Origin of the sequence: Rhodococcus kronopolitis (assembly GCF_042654025.1) — a bacterium.
Lineage (GTDB): Bacteria > Actinomycetota > Actinomycetes > Mycobacteriales > Mycobacteriaceae > Rhodococcus_G > Rhodococcus_G kronopolitis.
In genome coordinates, this window is record NZ_JBHSFO010000014.1 from 69,515 (window position 1) to 85,086 (window position 15,572).

Below are 15,572 nucleotides of genomic sequence, written 5' to 3' on the forward strand. Positions count from 1 at the left end.
GCGTCAGAGCAGCCCGGTCCCGCCGCCGGAGGCCTTCGCCGGGGGCTCCGGCATCCGCATCATTCGCAGCGAGGTGACCAGCCCGACGAGACCGGCGAGGAGCGGGACGAGCAGCGCGATCTGCAGGGCGAGCGGTCGTGCCTCGGTGTTGATGCGGATGATCTCGTCCTGCGTCTCCGGGGGCTGGCCGACGAGAAGTTGTTCGAGCTGGGTGTTGCTCATGACTTCGGCGTCGTCCTCGAGCACCTGCGCCACCTGCTGCTGGTCGGCGGGCGGGAGCACGGTGCTCGATTCCGCCATGGTGGTGAAGGTGATGGACAGCGTCGCCAGCATGACGGCGCCGGCGAACGCCAGACCGAACGACAGCCCGAACGACCCCGCCGCCGAATTCACGCCCGCGGCCTCGCTGATCCGCTCGTCCTCGATCGGGGCGAGGGTGTAGTTGTTGAGCTGAGAGACCAACAGCCCCAACCCCGATCCCGCGACCACGAGCGGGAGGACGAGGCCCCAGCCGAACTCCTCGCGCGGCACGATCGGGATCAGAGCCGCGATCCCGATCGTGAGGAGCACGAAACCCCATCGGATGATGCTGCTGGGACGCCGATCGCCGGCCCGCTTCCCCGCGAGCAGCGCCACCGCGAACATGCTGAGCGAGAGCGGGGCGAGGGACAGGCCCGCCTGCATCGCGTTGTACTCGAGCACCATCTGCAGGTAGATCGGCAGCGCGATCATCGTGCCGCCCAGGGCAATCTGCTGGAGCATCTGCCCGGTGATCCCCAGCCTGAAGATCTTGGAGCGGAACAGATCCGGGTCCAACAGGGCCGGCTGCCCTCGACGCTTGCGCCGCACCAGCCAGTAGGTCAACCCGGCCAGCGCGGTCGCACCCAGCGCCAGGAGGGCGCCGACGGCCTCGCCGCCCTCCTGCCACACCAGGATTCCCAGCACGATGCCGCCCATGCCGACGACGGAGAGTGCCGCGCCGACCGCGTCCACGCCCCGGGGCCCCGTGTACGACACGTCGCGGACGAGTCCGATGCCCGAAAGCACGACCGCGATGATGACGACCTCGAGTACGAAGCCGAGGCGCCACGAAAGATAGGTGGTGATGAATCCGCCGAGCAGCGGTCCGACGGCAGCGGCGATCGCGGCCGCCGCCCCGACGAGCGCATAGACCTTCTTCTGAGCGCCACCCTCGAAGTTGCCGTGGATCAGGGACTGCATGGCGGGAAGCAGGAGCGACGCGCCGATCCCCCCGAGCACGGCCCAGAAGACGACGACCACGGTCAGGCTCTGCGCGAACGCCATCGCCGACGCCCCGACCGCGTAGCCGAGCAAGCCCAGCACGTACGCCCGCTTGCGCCCGATGAGGTCGCCGACCTTGCCGCCGATCAGGATGAACGCGGCGGACACCAGTGCCTCGAGGGCAATCGCCGCCTGAACGCCGCTGACCGTCGTGTCGAGGTCCCGGACCACCGACGAGATCGACACGTTCATCAGCGATGTGTCGACGACGAGCACGAACATCGCCATCGCGAGCAGCACCGCGAGCAGCAGCCGGGAGCCCGTCGCCCGTTCGGACTCGCCCGCGGCGGTCCCGCCCGTCATCGGACCGCCGCCGTCCAGCGGCTCGGGAAATGGGGTTCGGCGCAGGAACCTACGGCCCACAGCATCACGGCAACCTCCTGGGCGCCCAGCCATTTCGGCACTCGCGCTGTCCGGGAACCGAGGTCGGCCGGGTTCGACGTCGTCCCGCAGCACGAGTCTGTCACGGGTGGGGACCGTCCATCCAGAGCACAGCGCGGGCCGCTGAATGTCGGTGGCGGCCCCTACGGGCTACGGTTGTTGAACACTTCGCCGAGGTCAGGAGCAGCCGTGCCCAATCTGGAGATCAAGAGAACTTCCGAGCTCACCCGGAAGCAAGTGTCCGAGCGTCTCATTGCGCTCGGCCATGCCCTCGCGGGCGACTCCGAGGTCGAGTTGGGCTCGGACGGCGACTCGCTCACCATCGTCGTCGCCGACCGCGTCCAGTGGGAACTCGAGATCGAGGTCGAGGGCGACAAGACCGAGATCGAGATCGAGATCAGCTGGCGCGACGCTCCGGCCGACGAGACGGAAGCCGCCGTCCCGGTCAAGCCCGTCCGGCGCGCCCGGCCGCGCAAGGCCGCCGCCAAGTGACGGGCGGTCGGGCGGCCGCACACGGGTAGGAAGAACGGGTGCGACCGACGAACCCGACGATCACCGACCGCCGCCACCTCCGTCGGGCCCGCGCCGCGATCTTCGGCATCTTCGCCGTCAACGGCTTCCTGCTGGCCGCGTGGGTGGTGCACATCCCGTCGATCTCCGACCGGACCGGGATCAGCCACGCCACCCTCGGCTGGCTGCTGCTGGTCCTGGCAGGCGGCGCGCTGGTCGGCATGCAACTCGCGGGACCGCTGGCGGACCGTTGGGGCAGCCGGCGCCTGACCGTCGCCGCCGGACTGCTGATCTCCGTCGCGATGATCGGGCCGGCGCTGGCCGCCGACGCCGTCGGGCTGGCGGCCGCGCTGGCGCTGTTCGGGTTCGGCAACGGCGCGCTGGACGTGTCGATGAATTCGCAGGCGGTGCACGCAGAGCGGGCGTACGGGCGGCCGATCATGTCGGCGTTCCACGCCTTCTTCTCCGTCGGCGGGGTGGTCGGCTCGCTGCTCGGGGCGGCGACGCTGGCCGCGGGCTGGCCACCGCTGACGGCGTTGACCGCGGCGGCGGCAATCGGTCTCGTCACCGTCGCGGGGTGCGGGCCGGCGCTGCTGCCGCACGTCGTGCACGAGCATCCGGACGCCCCCGCTCGGCCCGCCGCGGCGACCGGCCGCGGTTCCCGGCGGGTGCTGACCCTCGGCGCCGTCGCGTTCGCGTTGTTCCTCGCGGAGGGCGCGGCGAACGACTGGAGCACGCTGCAGGTCAAGGAACACCTGGGCACCTCCGACGCGACCGCGGCGCTGGCGTTCGGGGCGTTCGCGCTGATGATGACCGTCGGACGCTTCACCGCCGACCGGGTCAGCGCGGCGTTCGGCGCGGTCGCCGTGGTCCGCTACGGCACGCTGGTCGCGGCCGCGGGGCTGGCGGTGATCATCGGGTCCGGCTGGGTGTGGCTGACGCTGGGCGGGTGGGCGCTGTTCGGGCTCGGCCTGTCCGGCTGCATCCCGCAGATCTTCACCGCCGCCGGCAACCTGAGCGAGGGCGCGGCGGGGGTGAACATGTCACGGGTGGTCGGCATGGGATACGTCGGCCTGCTCGCCGGGCCCGCGCTGCTCGGCTGGCTGACGACGCTGATGCCGCTGACCGCGACCCTGCTGGTGCCGCTGGTGTTCGTGCTGCTTGCCTCGCGATTCGCCGGCGTCGTCCGCCCCGCACCCGCCCCGCCCTCCCCGGCCGCCCCGCCATCGAATGAACGCTTCCGTTCAGTCGATTAGATCGAATGAACGTGCCGTTCACTCGACGCGAACCGAGGCGGCACCGCCCCCGCACCCAGCGTCCAGAACCCCGCGGCGGCGCCCGACCGACCGACCGAGTGAACGTACCGTTCACTCGATTGGATCGAATGAACGCTTCCGTTCATTCGATGGGTAGGTAGGGCGGCCGGAAACGACTGTACGCGGTTGACGGGTCCGTGGACCCGTCAACCGCGCACAAGTGGCGAAGCCGCTAGAGAGCCTTGAGCTCCTCGGTGACCGCGGAGACCATCTTCTTCGCGTCGCCGAACAGCATCGAGGTGGTGTCCGCGAAGAACAGCGGGTTCTCGATGCCGGCGTAACCCGACGACATCGACCGCTTGAGGACGATCACCGACCGGGACTCGTCGACGTTGAGGATCGGCATGCCGTGGATCGGCGAGCTCGGGTCGTTGCGCGCGGCCGGGTTGGTCACGTCGTTGGCGCCGATGACGATGGAGACGTCGGTGCGCGAGAACTCACCGTTGATGTCGTCCATCTCCTTCATGGCGTCGTACTCCACGTCGGCCTCGGCGAGCAGCACGTTCATGTGACCGGGCATGCGACCGGCGACCGGGTGGATCGCGTACTTGACCTCGACGCCCCTGGCCTCGAGCAGCGACGCCATCTCCTTGACCGCGTGCTGGGCCTGCGCGACCGCGAGACCGTAGCCCGGGACGACGATGACCTGGTTGGCGTACGCCATCTGGATCGCGACGTCGGCGGCGGAGGTCGCCTTGACGGTGCCGCCGGAGGCGCTGGCGCCACCCGCGGCGGCGTCCTCACCACCGAACGAGCCGAAGATGATCGCGGGGATCGACCGGTTCATGGCCTTGGCCATCAGGTTGGTCAGGATGGTGCCGGACGCGCCGACGATCATGCCGGCGACGATCATCGCCTGGTTGTTCAGCGCCAGGCCCGCGGCCGCGGCCGACAGACCGGTCAGCGCGTTGAGCAGCGAGATGACGACGGGCATGTCGGCGCCGCCGATCGGCAGCACCACGAACAGGCCCATCACGCCGGCCGCGACGAGCAGCCCGAGGATCAGCAGCGACGACTGCGGGTCACCGTCGGCGTTGAGGCCGATGTACACGGCCAGGCCCACCGAGACCAGCGCGAGGATCATGTTCGCGAGCTGGAACGCCTTCGCGTTCGAGACGAACACCTTCTCGACCTTCTTGTTCAGCAGCTCCTGCAGCTTCGCGAACGCCACCAGCGAGCCCCAGAAGGAGACCGAACCGATGATCGCGGCGAACAGCGAACCGATGATGAACGGCGCCGAGGGCACCGCCTCGACCGCGGTGAAGCCGTCGGAGTTCAGGAACTCCGCCCACGCGATCAGCGCAACCGTGCCACCGCCGACGCCGTTGAACAGCGCGACGAGCTGCGGCATGGCCGTCATCTTGGTGCGCAGGGCCGGCGGGACGCCGAGGACGACACCGACGAGCAGACCGCCGGCGATCAGCAGCCAGTTGTCGGTGTTGCGGACGTCGATCAGGACCGCGACCACCGCGACGAGCATGCCGACCGCGGCGATGTAGTTGCCGCGCACCGCGGTCTTCGGTCCGGTCAGGCCGGACAGACCGTAGATGAACATCGAGAACGCGACGATGTACAGGATCGTGACGAGGTAGCCCATCAGAGGTCAGCCCCCTTCTTCTCGGCCGCGGCCTTGGGCGCGTCCTTCTTGGGCTTGAACATCGAGAGCATCCGGTCGGTGACGACGAAGCCGCCGACGACGTTCAGGGTGCCGAAGACCAGCGCGACGAACAGGATGAGCTTGATCGACCACGGCGCGTCGCCGGGCAGGTGACCGAGCACGACCAACGCACCGAGCACGACGATGCCGTGGATGGCGTTGGTGCCCGACATCAGCGGCGTGTGCAGCGTGTTCGGGACCTTGGAGATGACAGCGAAGCCCACGAACCCGGACAGCACCAGGATCGCGATGTTCGCCAACAGTTCGTTGTACATCAGGCAGTTGTCTCCTTGCGAGTGACGCACGCGGCAGCGAGCACCTCGTCGTCGAAGTCCGGTGCGAATGCACCGTTCTCGTCGAGCATCAGCTCGATCAGGGCGTACAGGTTCTTCGAGTACAGCTCGCTCGAGTGCTCCGGCATGGTGGCAGGCAGGTTCAGCGGCGAGCAGATCGTCACGCCGTGCTTGACGGCGACCTGGCCGGGCTCGGTGAGCTCGCAGTTGCCGCCGGTCTCGCCTGCGAGGTCCACGATGACGCTGCCGGGCTTCATGCCCTCGACGGCGGCGGCCGTGACCAGGCGCGGGGCCGGACGGCCCGGCACCAGCGCGGTGGTGATGACGACGTCGAAGCTCTTGATGGCGTTCTCGAGCGCCTGCTGCTGCTGGGCCTGCTCGGCCTCGGTCAGCTGGCGGGCGTAGCCACCCTCGCCTGCGGCGTCGATGCCCAGGTCCAGCCACTGCGCGCCGACGGAACGGACCTGGTCCGCGACCTCGGGGCGCACGTCGTAGCCGGTGACCCGGCCGCCGAGACGCTTGGCCGTGGCCAGCGCCTGCAGGCCGGCGACGCCGACACCGAGCACCAGCACGGTGGCCGGCTTGACGGTGCCCGCGGCGGTGGTGAGCATCGGGAAGTACCGGGTGGACTCCGACGCGGCCACGATGACGGCCTTGTAGCCGGCGACGTTGGCCTGCGAGGACAGCGCGTCCATCACCTGGGCGCGCGAGATACGCGGGATCGCCTCGACGGCGTACGCCTCGACACCGGCGGCGGCGAGCGCGGCGATGCCGGACTCGTTGGTGCGCGGCGCCAGGAAGCCGATCAGCTTCTGGCCGGCGCGCAGCCGCGCGGTCTCGTCCGCGGACGGTGCCGCGACCTTGAGCACGACGTCGGCGGACCAGGCGTCACCGATGGTCGCGCCCGCCTCCTTGTACAGCTCGTCGGGCATGAGCGCTGCGAGCCCGGCGCCGGACTCGACGATGACGTCGACGCCCTTGCCGATCAGCGAGGCGACCATCTTGGGGACCAGCGCCACCCGTCGTTCACCGTCGTTCGTTTCCCGAACGACGCCGACCGTGGGGCGTGGCTGCGTAGAGCTCTGCAATGTGTCCAACTGACTGTGACTTCCTGAATTGGAGGGGTCGGGGCTGTTGCGGGTGGCGCCCCGCGTGCGACCAGCGGAAGATGACCCAGCTCGCACGAAGTGCCTCATGCTAGCCAGACATTTGTGCGTTTTGGGAACTCAAATCCTGCCCAATGGGCACTGAATCGAAGCAGAACGGCGCCGTCCTGCGGAAATGCCCGATTCCCTGTGACCCCGGTCACGTCAAGTAACCTGTATGACACAGGACGTAACGTTGGCGTCACTGCGCGTAACTTGCGCGAACACCGGACGTAACGCGAGCGTCACCGCGCGTAACTTGGGCGATACAGCCAGAGTTGGAGGTGCCGATGTCCAGCCACACCCCGTCGCCGCGCCACAACCCGCCGACCGTCACCGTCGAGCGCGTCTACGACCACCCGGAGGACGAGCCCGCGGCCCGGATCTTCGTGGACCGGCTGTGGCCGCGCGGGATTCGCAAGGACGCCTTCCACTACGACGAGTGGGCCAAGTACCTGGCCCCGTCGACCGAGCTGCGCCGGTGGTACGCGCACGAGATCGCGCAGTTCCCCGAGTTCCGGGAGCGCTACCTCGCGGAGCTCGAGTCCGACAGCGGACGCGAGGGCATCGCCCGGGTCCGGCGGCTGGCGGACGGCCGGCCGCTGGTGTTGCTCACCGCGACCAGGGACGTCCAGCACAGCGCCGCCGAGGTGCTCGCCGAGCACCTGCAGCGGACCGCCTCGTGACGGACGACGCCGTCGGCGGCGACCCGGCCTGCTGGATGGACCGGGTGTGCCCGCAGTGCGGCGCGTTCCGCCCCGACGGGCCCGACGACGCCTGCCCTCGTTGCGACGGGGACCGCAGTGCGCGAACGGAACTCGGCGCGGAACCCCGGCCCCTAGAGTGACTGCATGACTGACACGAAGAAGCTGACCCTGCTCGACCGGGAGCCCCTGACCGCCGCGCTCGTCGAGCAGTGGGAGGTCATCGGCACGCTGCTCGACGACCTCTCCGACGCGCAGTGGAAGACGCCGTCGCCGCTGCCCGGCTGGAGCGTGCAGGACGTGGTCTCGCACCTGATCGGCATCGAGTCGATGCTCGAGGGCATCGAGCCGCCGCTGGCCGAGTCGCAGGTTCCCGAACAGGCGCACGTGCGCAACCCGATCGGCGCCTTCAACGAGCGCTGGGTGCTCGGACTGCGCGACCGCTCCCCCGCCGCGATGATCGAGGCGTACCGGGAGATCACCGGACGCCGCACCGCCGCGCTCGCCGCGATGACCCAGGACGACTTCGACGCCCCGGCTCTCACCCCGGTGGGGCCGGAGAGTTACGGACGGTTCATGCGGACCCGACTCTTCGACTGCTGGTTCCACGAGCACGACATCCGCGACGCGATCGGCGCGCCCGGCGACGAGGGCGGCGCACGCGCCGAGTACGTGCTGGCGGAACTGGTGGGCGGGCTCGGCTTCGCGGTCGGCAAACAGGGTGGGGCGCCGCAGGGTTCGTCGGTGACCTTCGCGCTGTCCGGGCCGCTCGCCCGCGAGCTGCACGTCGCCGTGGACGGCCGGGCCGCGGTGGTGCCCGCGCTCGACGGCCCCGCGACCACGACGCTGAGCCTGGACTCGCGACTGTTCACCAGGCTGTGTGGCGGCCGGGTCGATCCGGCCGAGCACCTCGGCGAGATCGCCGTCGCCGGCGACGAGGAGCTCGGCCGGCGGGTGGCCACCCACCTCGCGTTCAGCATCTGATGCGACTGTTCCTCGCCTCCTACCGGTTCGGCGCCGATCCCGGCGCCCTGCTGCGGCTGGTCGGCGAGCCCGGCGCGGTCGCGGTGATTGCCAACGCGGCCGACGCCTGGGGCCGGGCCCGGGACTCGGCGGTGGTCAGCGACCTGGTGCCGCTGCGGCGACTGGGGTTCGCGCCGGAGGAGCTGGACCTGCGCGAGCACGTCGGCGACCCCGACTCGCTGCGCGCCCGCCTGTCGGGGTTTCCGATGGTGTGGGTGCGCGGCGGCAACACCTTCGTGCTGCGGGCCCAGCTCGCCCGCAGCGGCGGCGACACCGTGCTGACGGAACTGCTGCGCGCCGACGCGCTGGTCTACGCCGGGTACAGCGCCGGCGCGTGCGTGCTCGCGCCGTCCCTGCGCGGCCTCGAGTCACTCGACGACCCGGCCGAGGTCGAGCCGACCTGCGGGATCCCGGTCCGCTGGGACGGCCTCGGGTTGATCGACCACGCGATCGTGCCGCACTTCCGCTCGCCCGGGTACGGGGAGGCCGAGTCGGCGGCGATCGAGGCGGTCGCCGAGCGGTACCGGCGGGAGGGCACCGCACACAAAACCCTCACCGACGACGAGGTGCTCGTCGTCGGTGAGGGTTCGGGTTAGTTTCTGCTACTCCCGGTTTCGGCTCAGCCGAACTCGGCCATCCGGACCGCGGGGAAGAGTGCCTTGCGACGGGCCGCCTTGAGTCGACGCCGGGACATCTCGTCCGCTCCGCCGAGCAACGCGTCGACCAGCAGTTCGGGGTCGTGCCGCCAGGCGGTGACGATCGAGGCCAACGCCTCGTCCGAGAACATCCCGCTCTCCGACAGCGCGCTCATCCACTCGCCGTACTCGCCGTCGCGAACCCGGTCGATGGCGTGGACGTCCACCTCGCCGCCGTCGAACTCGTACGACAGCACTGCATTGACCAGGTCATTCGTGGGGGATCCCAGATCTCGCATCGTGTCGGTCCCTTCGTGGATGGCGTGTTCGCGTACTGCTGTAACACTTCGCGGTCCTGCAGCGATGGACACAACTTATCCCTGTTTCGTCCCTCGCGGTGAAGCACTTCGCCACGATCTGGTAACAGAGTTACCAATGTGACTGTTGTTACAAATGAGGCGACTTGATTGGGAATTCTTCCGCCTCCAGTGGTAACGCTCGTCCACTTCCGGGCGATAAGCACGCACCTGTCCCAGTCACTGAGACCTTCGTCACACAACGCTTCGTTCGCGACGGGCGGTCGGACGGGCGATGAGCGGCGGCGGGCGGTGATCGCGACAACGCTGCGCGCCCTGCGCCTCGGGTCCACACTGGAATCGACGACCACGGGTGGGACACGACCGAGGGAGCGCGAGCATGGCCGACGGCGATCCACTGATTCCCCCCAGCGCGGTCGACGTGGACCTGTCCGCGGTCGCGTGGGACTCGAACCGGTCGATGTCCGACTTCGAGACCGGCATGTGGCGGATGGAGGAGGCGCAGCCGCAGCTGCGGTCGCCGATCGTCGCGGTGGACGTCCTGGACCGGGCCCCGGACTGGGACCGGCTGGTGCAGGCGCACGAGTGGGCCTCGCACATCGTGCCGCGGATACGGATGCGGGCCGTCGAACCGGCGCTGCACCTGGGCAACCCGGTGTGGTCGGTGGACCCGGAATTCGACCTCGGCTACCACCTGCGCCGAGTCCGGCTGCCCGCGCCGGCGGACTTCGACCACGCCCTGCGGATGTGCCGACACCTGGCCACCGAGCCGTTCGACAAGGCCCGCCCGCCGTGGTGCGCGCTGCTCATCGAGGGCCTCGACGACGGGCGCGCGGTCTACGTCGTCAAGACCCACCACTCCATCACCGACGGCCTCGGCGGCATCGCGATGATGACGCTGCTGCACAGCCGCCGCCCCGACCACACCCCGGACAAGCCGGACCGCGAGCCGCCGCCGCCCGAGCACCTGAGCACCGTCGACGCGTTCGGCGAGGAGACGATCGGCGAGCTCCGCCGGATACCGGGCCGGCTGGTCCGGCTCGCCCGCCTCGGCGTCAACGTCGCGACCGCGGCGCTGACCCGGCCGATCGACACCGCCACCGACGTCCTGGGTTACGCGAACTCACTGCGGCGGATCGCCACGCCGCCTGCCAGTTCCGGGTCCCCGCTGCTCCGGAACCGCGGGCTCGGCCGCTGGTTCGGGGTGCTCGAGGTGGGAGTGCCCGAACTCAAGGCCGCAGGCCACGCCGCGGGCGGCTCGCTCAACGACGCCTACGTTGCGACGCTGCTCGGCGGGTTCCGCCGCTACCACGAGGAGCTCGGCCAGCCCGTCCACAGCATCCCGATGGGCATGCCCGTGAGCATGCGCAGCGGCTCGGACCCGACCGTCGGCAACAGGTTCGCCGCCGTCCGGTTCAACGGCCCGGTGGCCGAGCCGGACCCGGCCGCGCTGGTGCGCCGGGTGCGCCGGATCGTGCTGGGCCTGCGCGAGGAACCGGCGCTCGACGCCGTCGAGCTCGCCGCGCCGGTGCTCTCCCGGCTGCCGACGTACCTGCTGGCCAACTGGTACCTGTCCCAGTCGACGGGCCTGGACCTGCAGGCCAGCAACGTCGCGGGCGTCCCGGTGCCGGTGTACCTCGCCGGCGCGCGGATCGAGCGGATGTACCCGTTCGGCCCGGCGCCGGGCTGCGCGGTGATGGCGACGCTCGTCTCGCACGTGGGCGTGTGCTGCATCGGGGTCAACATCGACACCGCCGCGGTCACCCAGCCCGCCCGGCTGATGCGGTGCCTGCAGGAGAGCCTGGACGAGATGGTCGCCCTCGGGGCAGCGACGGAAGGGACCGAGCGATGAGCGAGAGCGCGACCCGGCAGCGGGTCTACCTGACCGAGACCATGACCGAGGCCGAGGCCGGGGTGCTGCGCACCTGGCTCGCCGGCCAGTCGACGGGGTCCGGAACGCATCCGACGGCCGTCGCGATCACCGACCGGACGCTGGCCGACCTGTCCCAGCGCACCGACGACCCGCTGCTCTCCCCGCTGCGGGTGGTGTGGATGCCCGACGCCGACCGCAGGCGCAACGTGGCGGTCAGGCTGCGCGAGGCGCTCGCCCCGCGGGACCCGCTGCATCCCGGCCGCGGGGCGCAGCGACGGGTGCTGCGCACCGACCCGTCCCGGGCCCGGGTGATCGAGGGCGAACCCGCGCCGCTGAGCGACCTCGAACGACGCCTCGAGGCCAGCGGCGGCGGCTCGCTGCCGGAGTACATCCGTCGGCAGGCGGCGCTGGCGCTCGAGCGCGCGGAGCTGCGACTGCTCGGCGGCCAGTACAAGGTCTCGCGGTTCGTCGTCGACGAGATCACCGACACCCGCCGGTTCACCACCGGCACGCTGGAGCTGGCCGAGAAGCTCGACATCCCGATCGGCGAGGTGGACCAGCGGACCCGGGCCGCGCTCGAGGAGTTGGTCGCGACCCAGAGCAGGCAGGCCATCGCGGTGTGGGATCGCCTGGGCCGCTACTTCTCCCGCGCGTACCGGATCGACGTGGACACCAGCCGGTTCGAGGAGCTGCGGACCCTGAACAAGGAGCACTCGCTGGTGTTCCTGCCCAGCCACCGCTCCTACCTCGACCCGCTGGTGCTGCGGCCGGCGCTGCTTGCGAACGGCCTGCCGCTCAACCACGTGATGGGTGGCCTCAACGTCAGCTTCTGGCCGATCGGGCCGATCAGCAAGCGTTCCGGCACCGTGTTCATCCGCCGCCAGTTCGGCACCGACGAGGTCTACAAGTGGTCGCTGCGCGAGTACATGCGCTACCTGCTCACCAAGCGTTTCAACCTCGAGTGGTACATCGAGGGCGGCCGCGGGCGCACCGGCAAGCTGCGGCCGCCGCGCTTCGGGCTGCTGAACTACCTGACGAAGGCGTTCCGGGTCAGCGGCGCGTCGGACGTGTACCTGGTGCCGGTGGCGCTGAGCTACGACCAGCTCTACGAGGTCGGCGCGATGGCCGCCGAGGCGCACGGCGCGGAGAAGAAGCCGGAGGGCCTGCGCTGGCTGGTCGGCTACGTGCGCGCGCAGGGCCAGCGCAACGGCGTCGCGCACGTGACGATCGGCCGGCCGCTCTCCCTCGCGGAGGCGCTGCGGCAGGAGGACGACCAGCGGCTGGCGATCCAGAAGGCGGCCTTCGAGGTGTGCCACCGGATCAACGAGGTGACGCCGGTGACGGCGTCGTCGCTGGCGATGTTCGCCTTCCTGGGCATCGAGGACCGGGCGCTGACCGTCGACGAGCTCGGCTTCATCCTCGGTCCCCTGGTCGACTACGTCACCGCCCGCGGCCTGCCGACCGCAGGCGACGTGGACCTGCACGACCCGCGGGTGATCCGCAAGGCCCTGTTCACCCACGTCGACTCGGGGGTGCTCAAACGCTTCGACCGGGGCGACGAGCGGGTCTACTACCTCGGCAAGGACCAGCACCTGGTCGCGGCGTTCTACCGCAACAACACGATTCACTTCATGGTGGTGCGGGCGATCGCCGAACTGGTGCTCCAGGCGGCGGTCGACGACCACTTCCCCGACCCGATCGCCGACGGCTGGGCCGAGGCCAAGCGCATCCGCGACCTGTTCAAGTTCGAGTTCTTCTTCAGCGACCGGGACACCTTCGAGAAGGAGATGCGCACCGAGCTGTCGCTGATCGACCCCGGATGGGAGGCCGGGCTGGCCGATCCGCGGTACGCCGAGAACATGCTCGCCTCGGTGCGGCCGTACCTGGCGCACCGGGTGCTGCAGCCGTTTGCCGAGGCGTACCAGGTGGTCGCGGACGAGCTGGTCCGGCTGCCGGTGTCGAAGCAGTTCGACGAGAAGGCTTTCACCGCACACTGTCTCGACGTCGCGCAGCAGCGACGGCTGCGCCAGCAGATCGCCAGCAGCGAGTCGGTGTCGAGCGAGCTGTTCGCCACTGCGCTGAAACTGGCCCGCAACCGGGACCTGGTCGAGTCCGTCGACGACGGCGTCCGGGACCGGCGCGCGTCGTTCGCCGAGGAGATCCGGGTGCTCGTCGACCGGCTGCGTCGGATCCGGGGGCTCGCGCACGCACGACTGGACCTGATGAGGGAGCCGACGCCCGGCGACCTCCGGTCGGTCCCGACGGACGAACCCGAGCCGCCGGCCGAGGAGGCCGGGCGGTGACCGGCGTCGACGACCTGCACAGCGCGATCGCCGCGGCCCCACCCGGGCCGCACACCCTCGCCGCGTTCGACCTGGACGGCACCCTGATCAGTGGCTACTCGGCGAGCGTGGTGTACCGGGACAGGTTGCGGCACTTCGACATCAGCGTCGGCGAACTGCTGCGCACCACCGGGGCGGCGATGGACACCCAGTTCCGCGGCGCGGACGTCGGCGCGCTGATGCGGATCGGCGTGCAGGCGCTCACCGGACGGATGGAGGACGAACTGTTCGAGTGGGGCCAGCGGCTGTTCCGGCAGGAGATCGCCGGGATGATCTACCCGGAGGTCCGCGGCCTGCTGGCCGCGCACCGCCGGGCCGGTCACACCGTGCTGATCGCCACCTCCGCCACCCCCTACCAGGCCAGGTTCGTCGCCGACGACCTCGACATCGAGGACGTGCTCTGCACCGAACCGGAGGTGCTCGACGGGATGCTCACCGGCGAGCTGGCGACGCCGGCGCTGTGGGGCGAGGCGAAGGCGCGGGCGCTCGCGGGGTACGCGGAGAAGGCCGGCGCCTACCTGGCGGATGCGTTCGCGTACTCCAACGGCCACGAGGACGTCCCGATGCTCGAGTCGGTGGGCCGACCGGTCGCGCTGAACCCGGACCGCGGCCTGACCCGGGTGGCGCGGGCCCAGCGGTGGCCGGCGGTGACGCTGCGTAAGCCGCAGCGCGGGGTCGATCCCGTGGCCACCGTCCGCACCGGCGTCGCGATGGGCGCGCTGGCCGCGACCGCGGTGGTCGGCGCGTCGGCCGGGATCCTCACCGGCAACCGGCAACTGGGCGCGAACCTGGTCGGCACGGTCGGGCCCGGCCTGTCGCTGTCGCTGCTGGGCATCGAGGTGAAGGTGGACGGCGAGGAGAACGCGTGGAGCCACCGTCCGGCGGTGTTCATGTTCAACCACCAGAGCTCGCTGGACCTGCTGGTGCTGGGCACCCTGATCAAGCGGGACGTCACCGGAGTGGCGAAGAAGGAGGCCGCGCGCGACCCGCGCTTCATCCCGATCGGCTCGCTGCTGGACGTGGCGTACGTCGACCGCTCGAACACCGCGAAGGCCAAGGCGGCGCTGCAGCCCGCGGTGGACAAGCTCGAGCACGGCATCTCGCTGGTGATCGCGCCGGAGGGCACCCGCTCGCCCACCCCGAAGCTCGGCCGGTTCAAGAAGGGCGGCTTCCACCTGGCGTTGCAGGCGGGGGTGCCGATCGTGCCGGTGGTGATCCACGACGCGGGCGAGTTGATGTGGCGCAATTCCCTTGTCGCCCACCCCGGGACGGTGCACGTGACGGTCCTCGACGCGGTCTCCACGGCGGGGTGGACGGCGGAGGGCCTCGACACACACGTCGAGGAAGTTCGGTCGCTGTTCGAGGCCTGTCTTCTCGCCGGGCACCGCTGAGCGCGAGTAGCTTCGAGACACCCGCCCGACCGACGAGAGGTATCGCCATGACCCGCTTCCGGACCGCCGCGTTGCTCGCCGCTGCCGCCGCGCTCACGCTGGCCGGCTGCAGTTCCACCGATACCTCGCCCACCGCCGAACCCACGCCGCCCACCACGACGGTCGAGTCGCTCTCCGCACCCGAGTCGCCCGCCGCGGACCCCGCCACCGCGACCGCCGCCGCCCCCACGGAGGCCAAGGACAATCCCAACACCTGCGCGAGCACCGAACTGATGCTCACCGCGGGGCAGGCGCAGGGCGCCGCCGGGTCGGCGATCGTGCCGCTGGTGTTCACCAACTCCGGCGGACGCACCTGCGAGCTGCACGGCTTCCCCGGTGTCTCGTACGTCGCCGAGGAGCACGGCGCCGAGGTCGGCGCGGCCGCCGCCCGGTCCGGCGAGGAGGGTCCCGTCGTCCAACTCGCTCCCGGCGCAACGGCGTCCGCGCAGGTGCGGGCGATCGAGGTCGCGAACTACCCGGCGGAGATGTGCGGCCCCACCCCGGTGGCGGGTCTGCGCGTCTTCCCGCCCAACAGCTACGCGCCGCTGTTCCTGCCGTACCCCACCACCGGCTGCGCCATGACCGGCCCGGGGGTGTTCCAGCTCGAGGTGACGACCGTGGCGGCCGGCGGATAGCCGGGAAGG

14 protein-coding genes are annotated in these 15,572 nt (G+C 70.6%); 9 read left to right on the plus strand and 5 right to left on the minus strand.

Features of this window, described 5'->3' with window-relative positions; all coding sequences use genetic code 11:
• Nucleotides 1-3: 3 nt before the first annotated feature.
• Nucleotides 4-1,605, minus strand: coding sequence for an MFS transporter (locus tag ACFO6S_RS19015; protein WP_378419647.1), 1,602 nt, complete (start codon nucleotides 1,603-1,605; stop codon nucleotides 4-6).
• Between the two features lie 267 nt (nucleotides 1,606-1,872).
• Between ACFO6S_RS19015 and ACFO6S_RS19020 the strand changes: the two genes are divergently transcribed.
• Complete coding sequence (locus ACFO6S_RS19020) at nucleotides 1,873-2,175, plus strand: amphi-Trp domain-containing protein (protein ID WP_378419535.1); 303 nt, start codon at nucleotides 1,873-1,875, stop codon at nucleotides 2,173-2,175.
• Nucleotides 2,176-2,213: 38 nt separating this feature from the next.
• Nucleotides 2,214-3,449: an MFS transporter gene (locus ACFO6S_RS19025; protein WP_378419536.1), complete on the plus strand. Its 1,236-nt coding sequence runs from the start codon at nucleotides 2,214-2,216 to the stop codon at nucleotides 3,447-3,449.
• Between the two features lie 232 nt (nucleotides 3,450-3,681).
• Here ACFO6S_RS19025 and ACFO6S_RS19030 read toward each other — a convergent pair whose 3' ends face one another.
• From ACFO6S_RS19030 to ACFO6S_RS19040, 3 genes are read right to left on the minus strand one after another with little or no spacing between them, the layout of a single operon-like run.
• Nucleotides 3,682-5,106, minus strand: a complete 1,425-nt coding sequence (locus tag ACFO6S_RS19030) for an NAD(P)(+) transhydrogenase (Re/Si-specific) subunit beta (protein ID WP_378419537.1) — start codon at nucleotides 5,104-5,106, stop codon at nucleotides 3,682-3,684.
• Nucleotides 5,106-5,441 (minus strand): NAD(P) transhydrogenase subunit alpha part 2, encoded by a 336-nt coding sequence (locus ACFO6S_RS19035; RefSeq protein ID WP_378419538.1) that lies wholly within the window; start codon nucleotides 5,439-5,441, stop codon nucleotides 5,106-5,108. Before ACFO6S_RS19035 ends, ACFO6S_RS19030 begins: the two co-directional genes overlap by 1 nt.
• Nucleotides 5,441-6,556, minus strand: a complete 1,116-nt coding sequence (locus tag ACFO6S_RS19040; protein WP_378419539.1) for a Re/Si-specific NAD(P)(+) transhydrogenase subunit alpha — start codon at nucleotides 6,554-6,556, stop codon at nucleotides 5,441-5,443. The genes ACFO6S_RS19035 and ACFO6S_RS19040 overlap by 1 nt, the downstream gene beginning before the upstream one ends.
• 338 nt (nucleotides 6,557-6,894) lie before the next feature.
• On the opposite strand from ACFO6S_RS19040, the gene ACFO6S_RS19045 reads away from it, so the two are divergent.
• The 3 genes from ACFO6S_RS19045 to ACFO6S_RS19055 all read left to right on the plus strand — a co-directional run bounded on the left by ACFO6S_RS19045 (nucleotide 6,895) and on the right by ACFO6S_RS19055 (nucleotide 8,927).
• The gene (locus ACFO6S_RS19045) at nucleotides 6,895-7,290 is read left to right on the plus strand and encodes a DUF488 domain-containing protein (RefSeq protein WP_378419540.1); all 396 of its coding nucleotides are present in this window, start codon (nucleotides 6,895-6,897) and stop codon (nucleotides 7,288-7,290) included.
• A gap of 165 nt (nucleotides 7,291-7,455) precedes the next feature.
• Nucleotides 7,456-8,292, plus strand: coding sequence for a maleylpyruvate isomerase family mycothiol-dependent enzyme (locus ACFO6S_RS19050; protein WP_378419541.1), 837 nt, complete (start codon nucleotides 7,456-7,458; stop codon nucleotides 8,290-8,292).
• Nucleotides 8,292-8,927, plus strand: a complete 636-nt coding sequence (locus tag ACFO6S_RS19055; protein ID WP_378419542.1) for a Type 1 glutamine amidotransferase-like domain-containing protein — start codon at nucleotides 8,292-8,294, stop codon at nucleotides 8,925-8,927. Before ACFO6S_RS19050 ends, ACFO6S_RS19055 begins: the two co-directional genes overlap by 1 nt.
• 23 nt (nucleotides 8,928-8,950) lie before the next feature.
• On the opposite strand, the gene ACFO6S_RS19060 is transcribed toward ACFO6S_RS19055, so the two are convergent.
• Nucleotides 8,951-9,265, minus strand: a complete 315-nt coding sequence (locus ACFO6S_RS19060) for a hypothetical protein (protein ID WP_378419543.1) — start codon at nucleotides 9,263-9,265, stop codon at nucleotides 8,951-8,953.
• 397 nt (nucleotides 9,266-9,662) lie between these two features.
• Between ACFO6S_RS19060 and ACFO6S_RS19065 the strand changes: the two genes are divergently transcribed.
• Genes ACFO6S_RS19065 through ACFO6S_RS19080 form a run of 4 tightly spaced genes read left to right on the plus strand, consistent with a single transcriptional unit; the run spans nucleotide 9,663 to nucleotide 15,563 of the window.
• Complete coding sequence (locus tag ACFO6S_RS19065) at nucleotides 9,663-11,135, plus strand: wax ester/triacylglycerol synthase domain-containing protein (RefSeq protein WP_378419544.1); 1,473 nt, start codon at nucleotides 9,663-9,665, stop codon at nucleotides 11,133-11,135.
• On the plus strand, nucleotides 11,132-13,459 hold the full coding sequence (locus ACFO6S_RS19070) for a glycerol-3-phosphate 1-O-acyltransferase (RefSeq protein ID WP_378419545.1): 2,328 nt from the start codon (nucleotides 11,132-11,134) through the stop codon (nucleotides 13,457-13,459). Before ACFO6S_RS19065 ends, ACFO6S_RS19070 begins: the two co-directional genes overlap by 4 nt.
• Nucleotides 13,456-14,889 carry an HAD-IB family hydrolase gene (locus ACFO6S_RS19075; RefSeq protein WP_378419546.1) on the plus strand — a complete coding sequence of 478 codons (1,434 nt, stop codon included), beginning with the start codon at nucleotides 13,456-13,458 and terminating at the stop codon, nucleotides 14,887-14,889. Before ACFO6S_RS19070 ends, ACFO6S_RS19075 begins: the two co-directional genes overlap by 4 nt.
• A 47-nt stretch (nucleotides 14,890-14,936) precedes the next feature.
• On the plus strand, nucleotides 14,937-15,563 hold the full coding sequence (locus ACFO6S_RS19080) for a DUF4232 domain-containing protein (protein ID WP_378419547.1): 627 nt from the start codon (nucleotides 14,937-14,939) through the stop codon (nucleotides 15,561-15,563).
• Nucleotides 15,564-15,572: the final 9 nt, after the last annotated feature.

Coding starts and splice junctions, on each gene's coding strand:
- ACFO6S_RS19045 (WP_378419540.1), top strand. CDS start 6,895: ATGTCCAGCCACACCCCGTCGCCGCGCCACAACCCGCCGACCGTCACC.
- ACFO6S_RS19070 (WP_378419545.1), top strand. CDS start 11,132: ATGAGCGAGAGCGCGACCCGGCAGCGGGTCTACCTGACCGAGACCATG.
- ACFO6S_RS19015 (WP_378419647.1), bottom strand. CDS start 1,605: ATGACGGGCGGGACCGCCGCGGGCGAGTCCGAACGGGCGACGGGCTCC.
- ACFO6S_RS19080 (WP_378419547.1), top strand. CDS start 14,937: ATGACCCGCTTCCGGACCGCCGCGTTGCTCGCCGCTGCCGCCGCGCTC.
- ACFO6S_RS19055 (WP_378419542.1), top strand. CDS start 8,292: ATGCGACTGTTCCTCGCCTCCTACCGGTTCGGCGCCGATCCCGGCGCC.
- ACFO6S_RS19050 (WP_378419541.1), top strand. CDS start 7,456: ATGACTGACACGAAGAAGCTGACCCTGCTCGACCGGGAGCCCCTGACC.
- ACFO6S_RS19035 (WP_378419538.1), bottom strand. CDS start 5,441: ATGTACAACGAACTGTTGGCGAACATCGCGATCCTGGTGCTGTCCGGG.
- ACFO6S_RS19060 (WP_378419543.1), bottom strand. CDS start 9,265: ATGCGAGATCTGGGATCCCCCACGAATGACCTGGTCAATGCAGTGCTG.
- ACFO6S_RS19065 (WP_378419544.1), top strand. CDS start 9,663: ATGGCCGACGGCGATCCACTGATTCCCCCCAGCGCGGTCGACGTGGAC.
- ACFO6S_RS19030 (WP_378419537.1), bottom strand. CDS start 5,106: ATGGGCTACCTCGTCACGATCCTGTACATCGTCGCGTTCTCGATGTTC.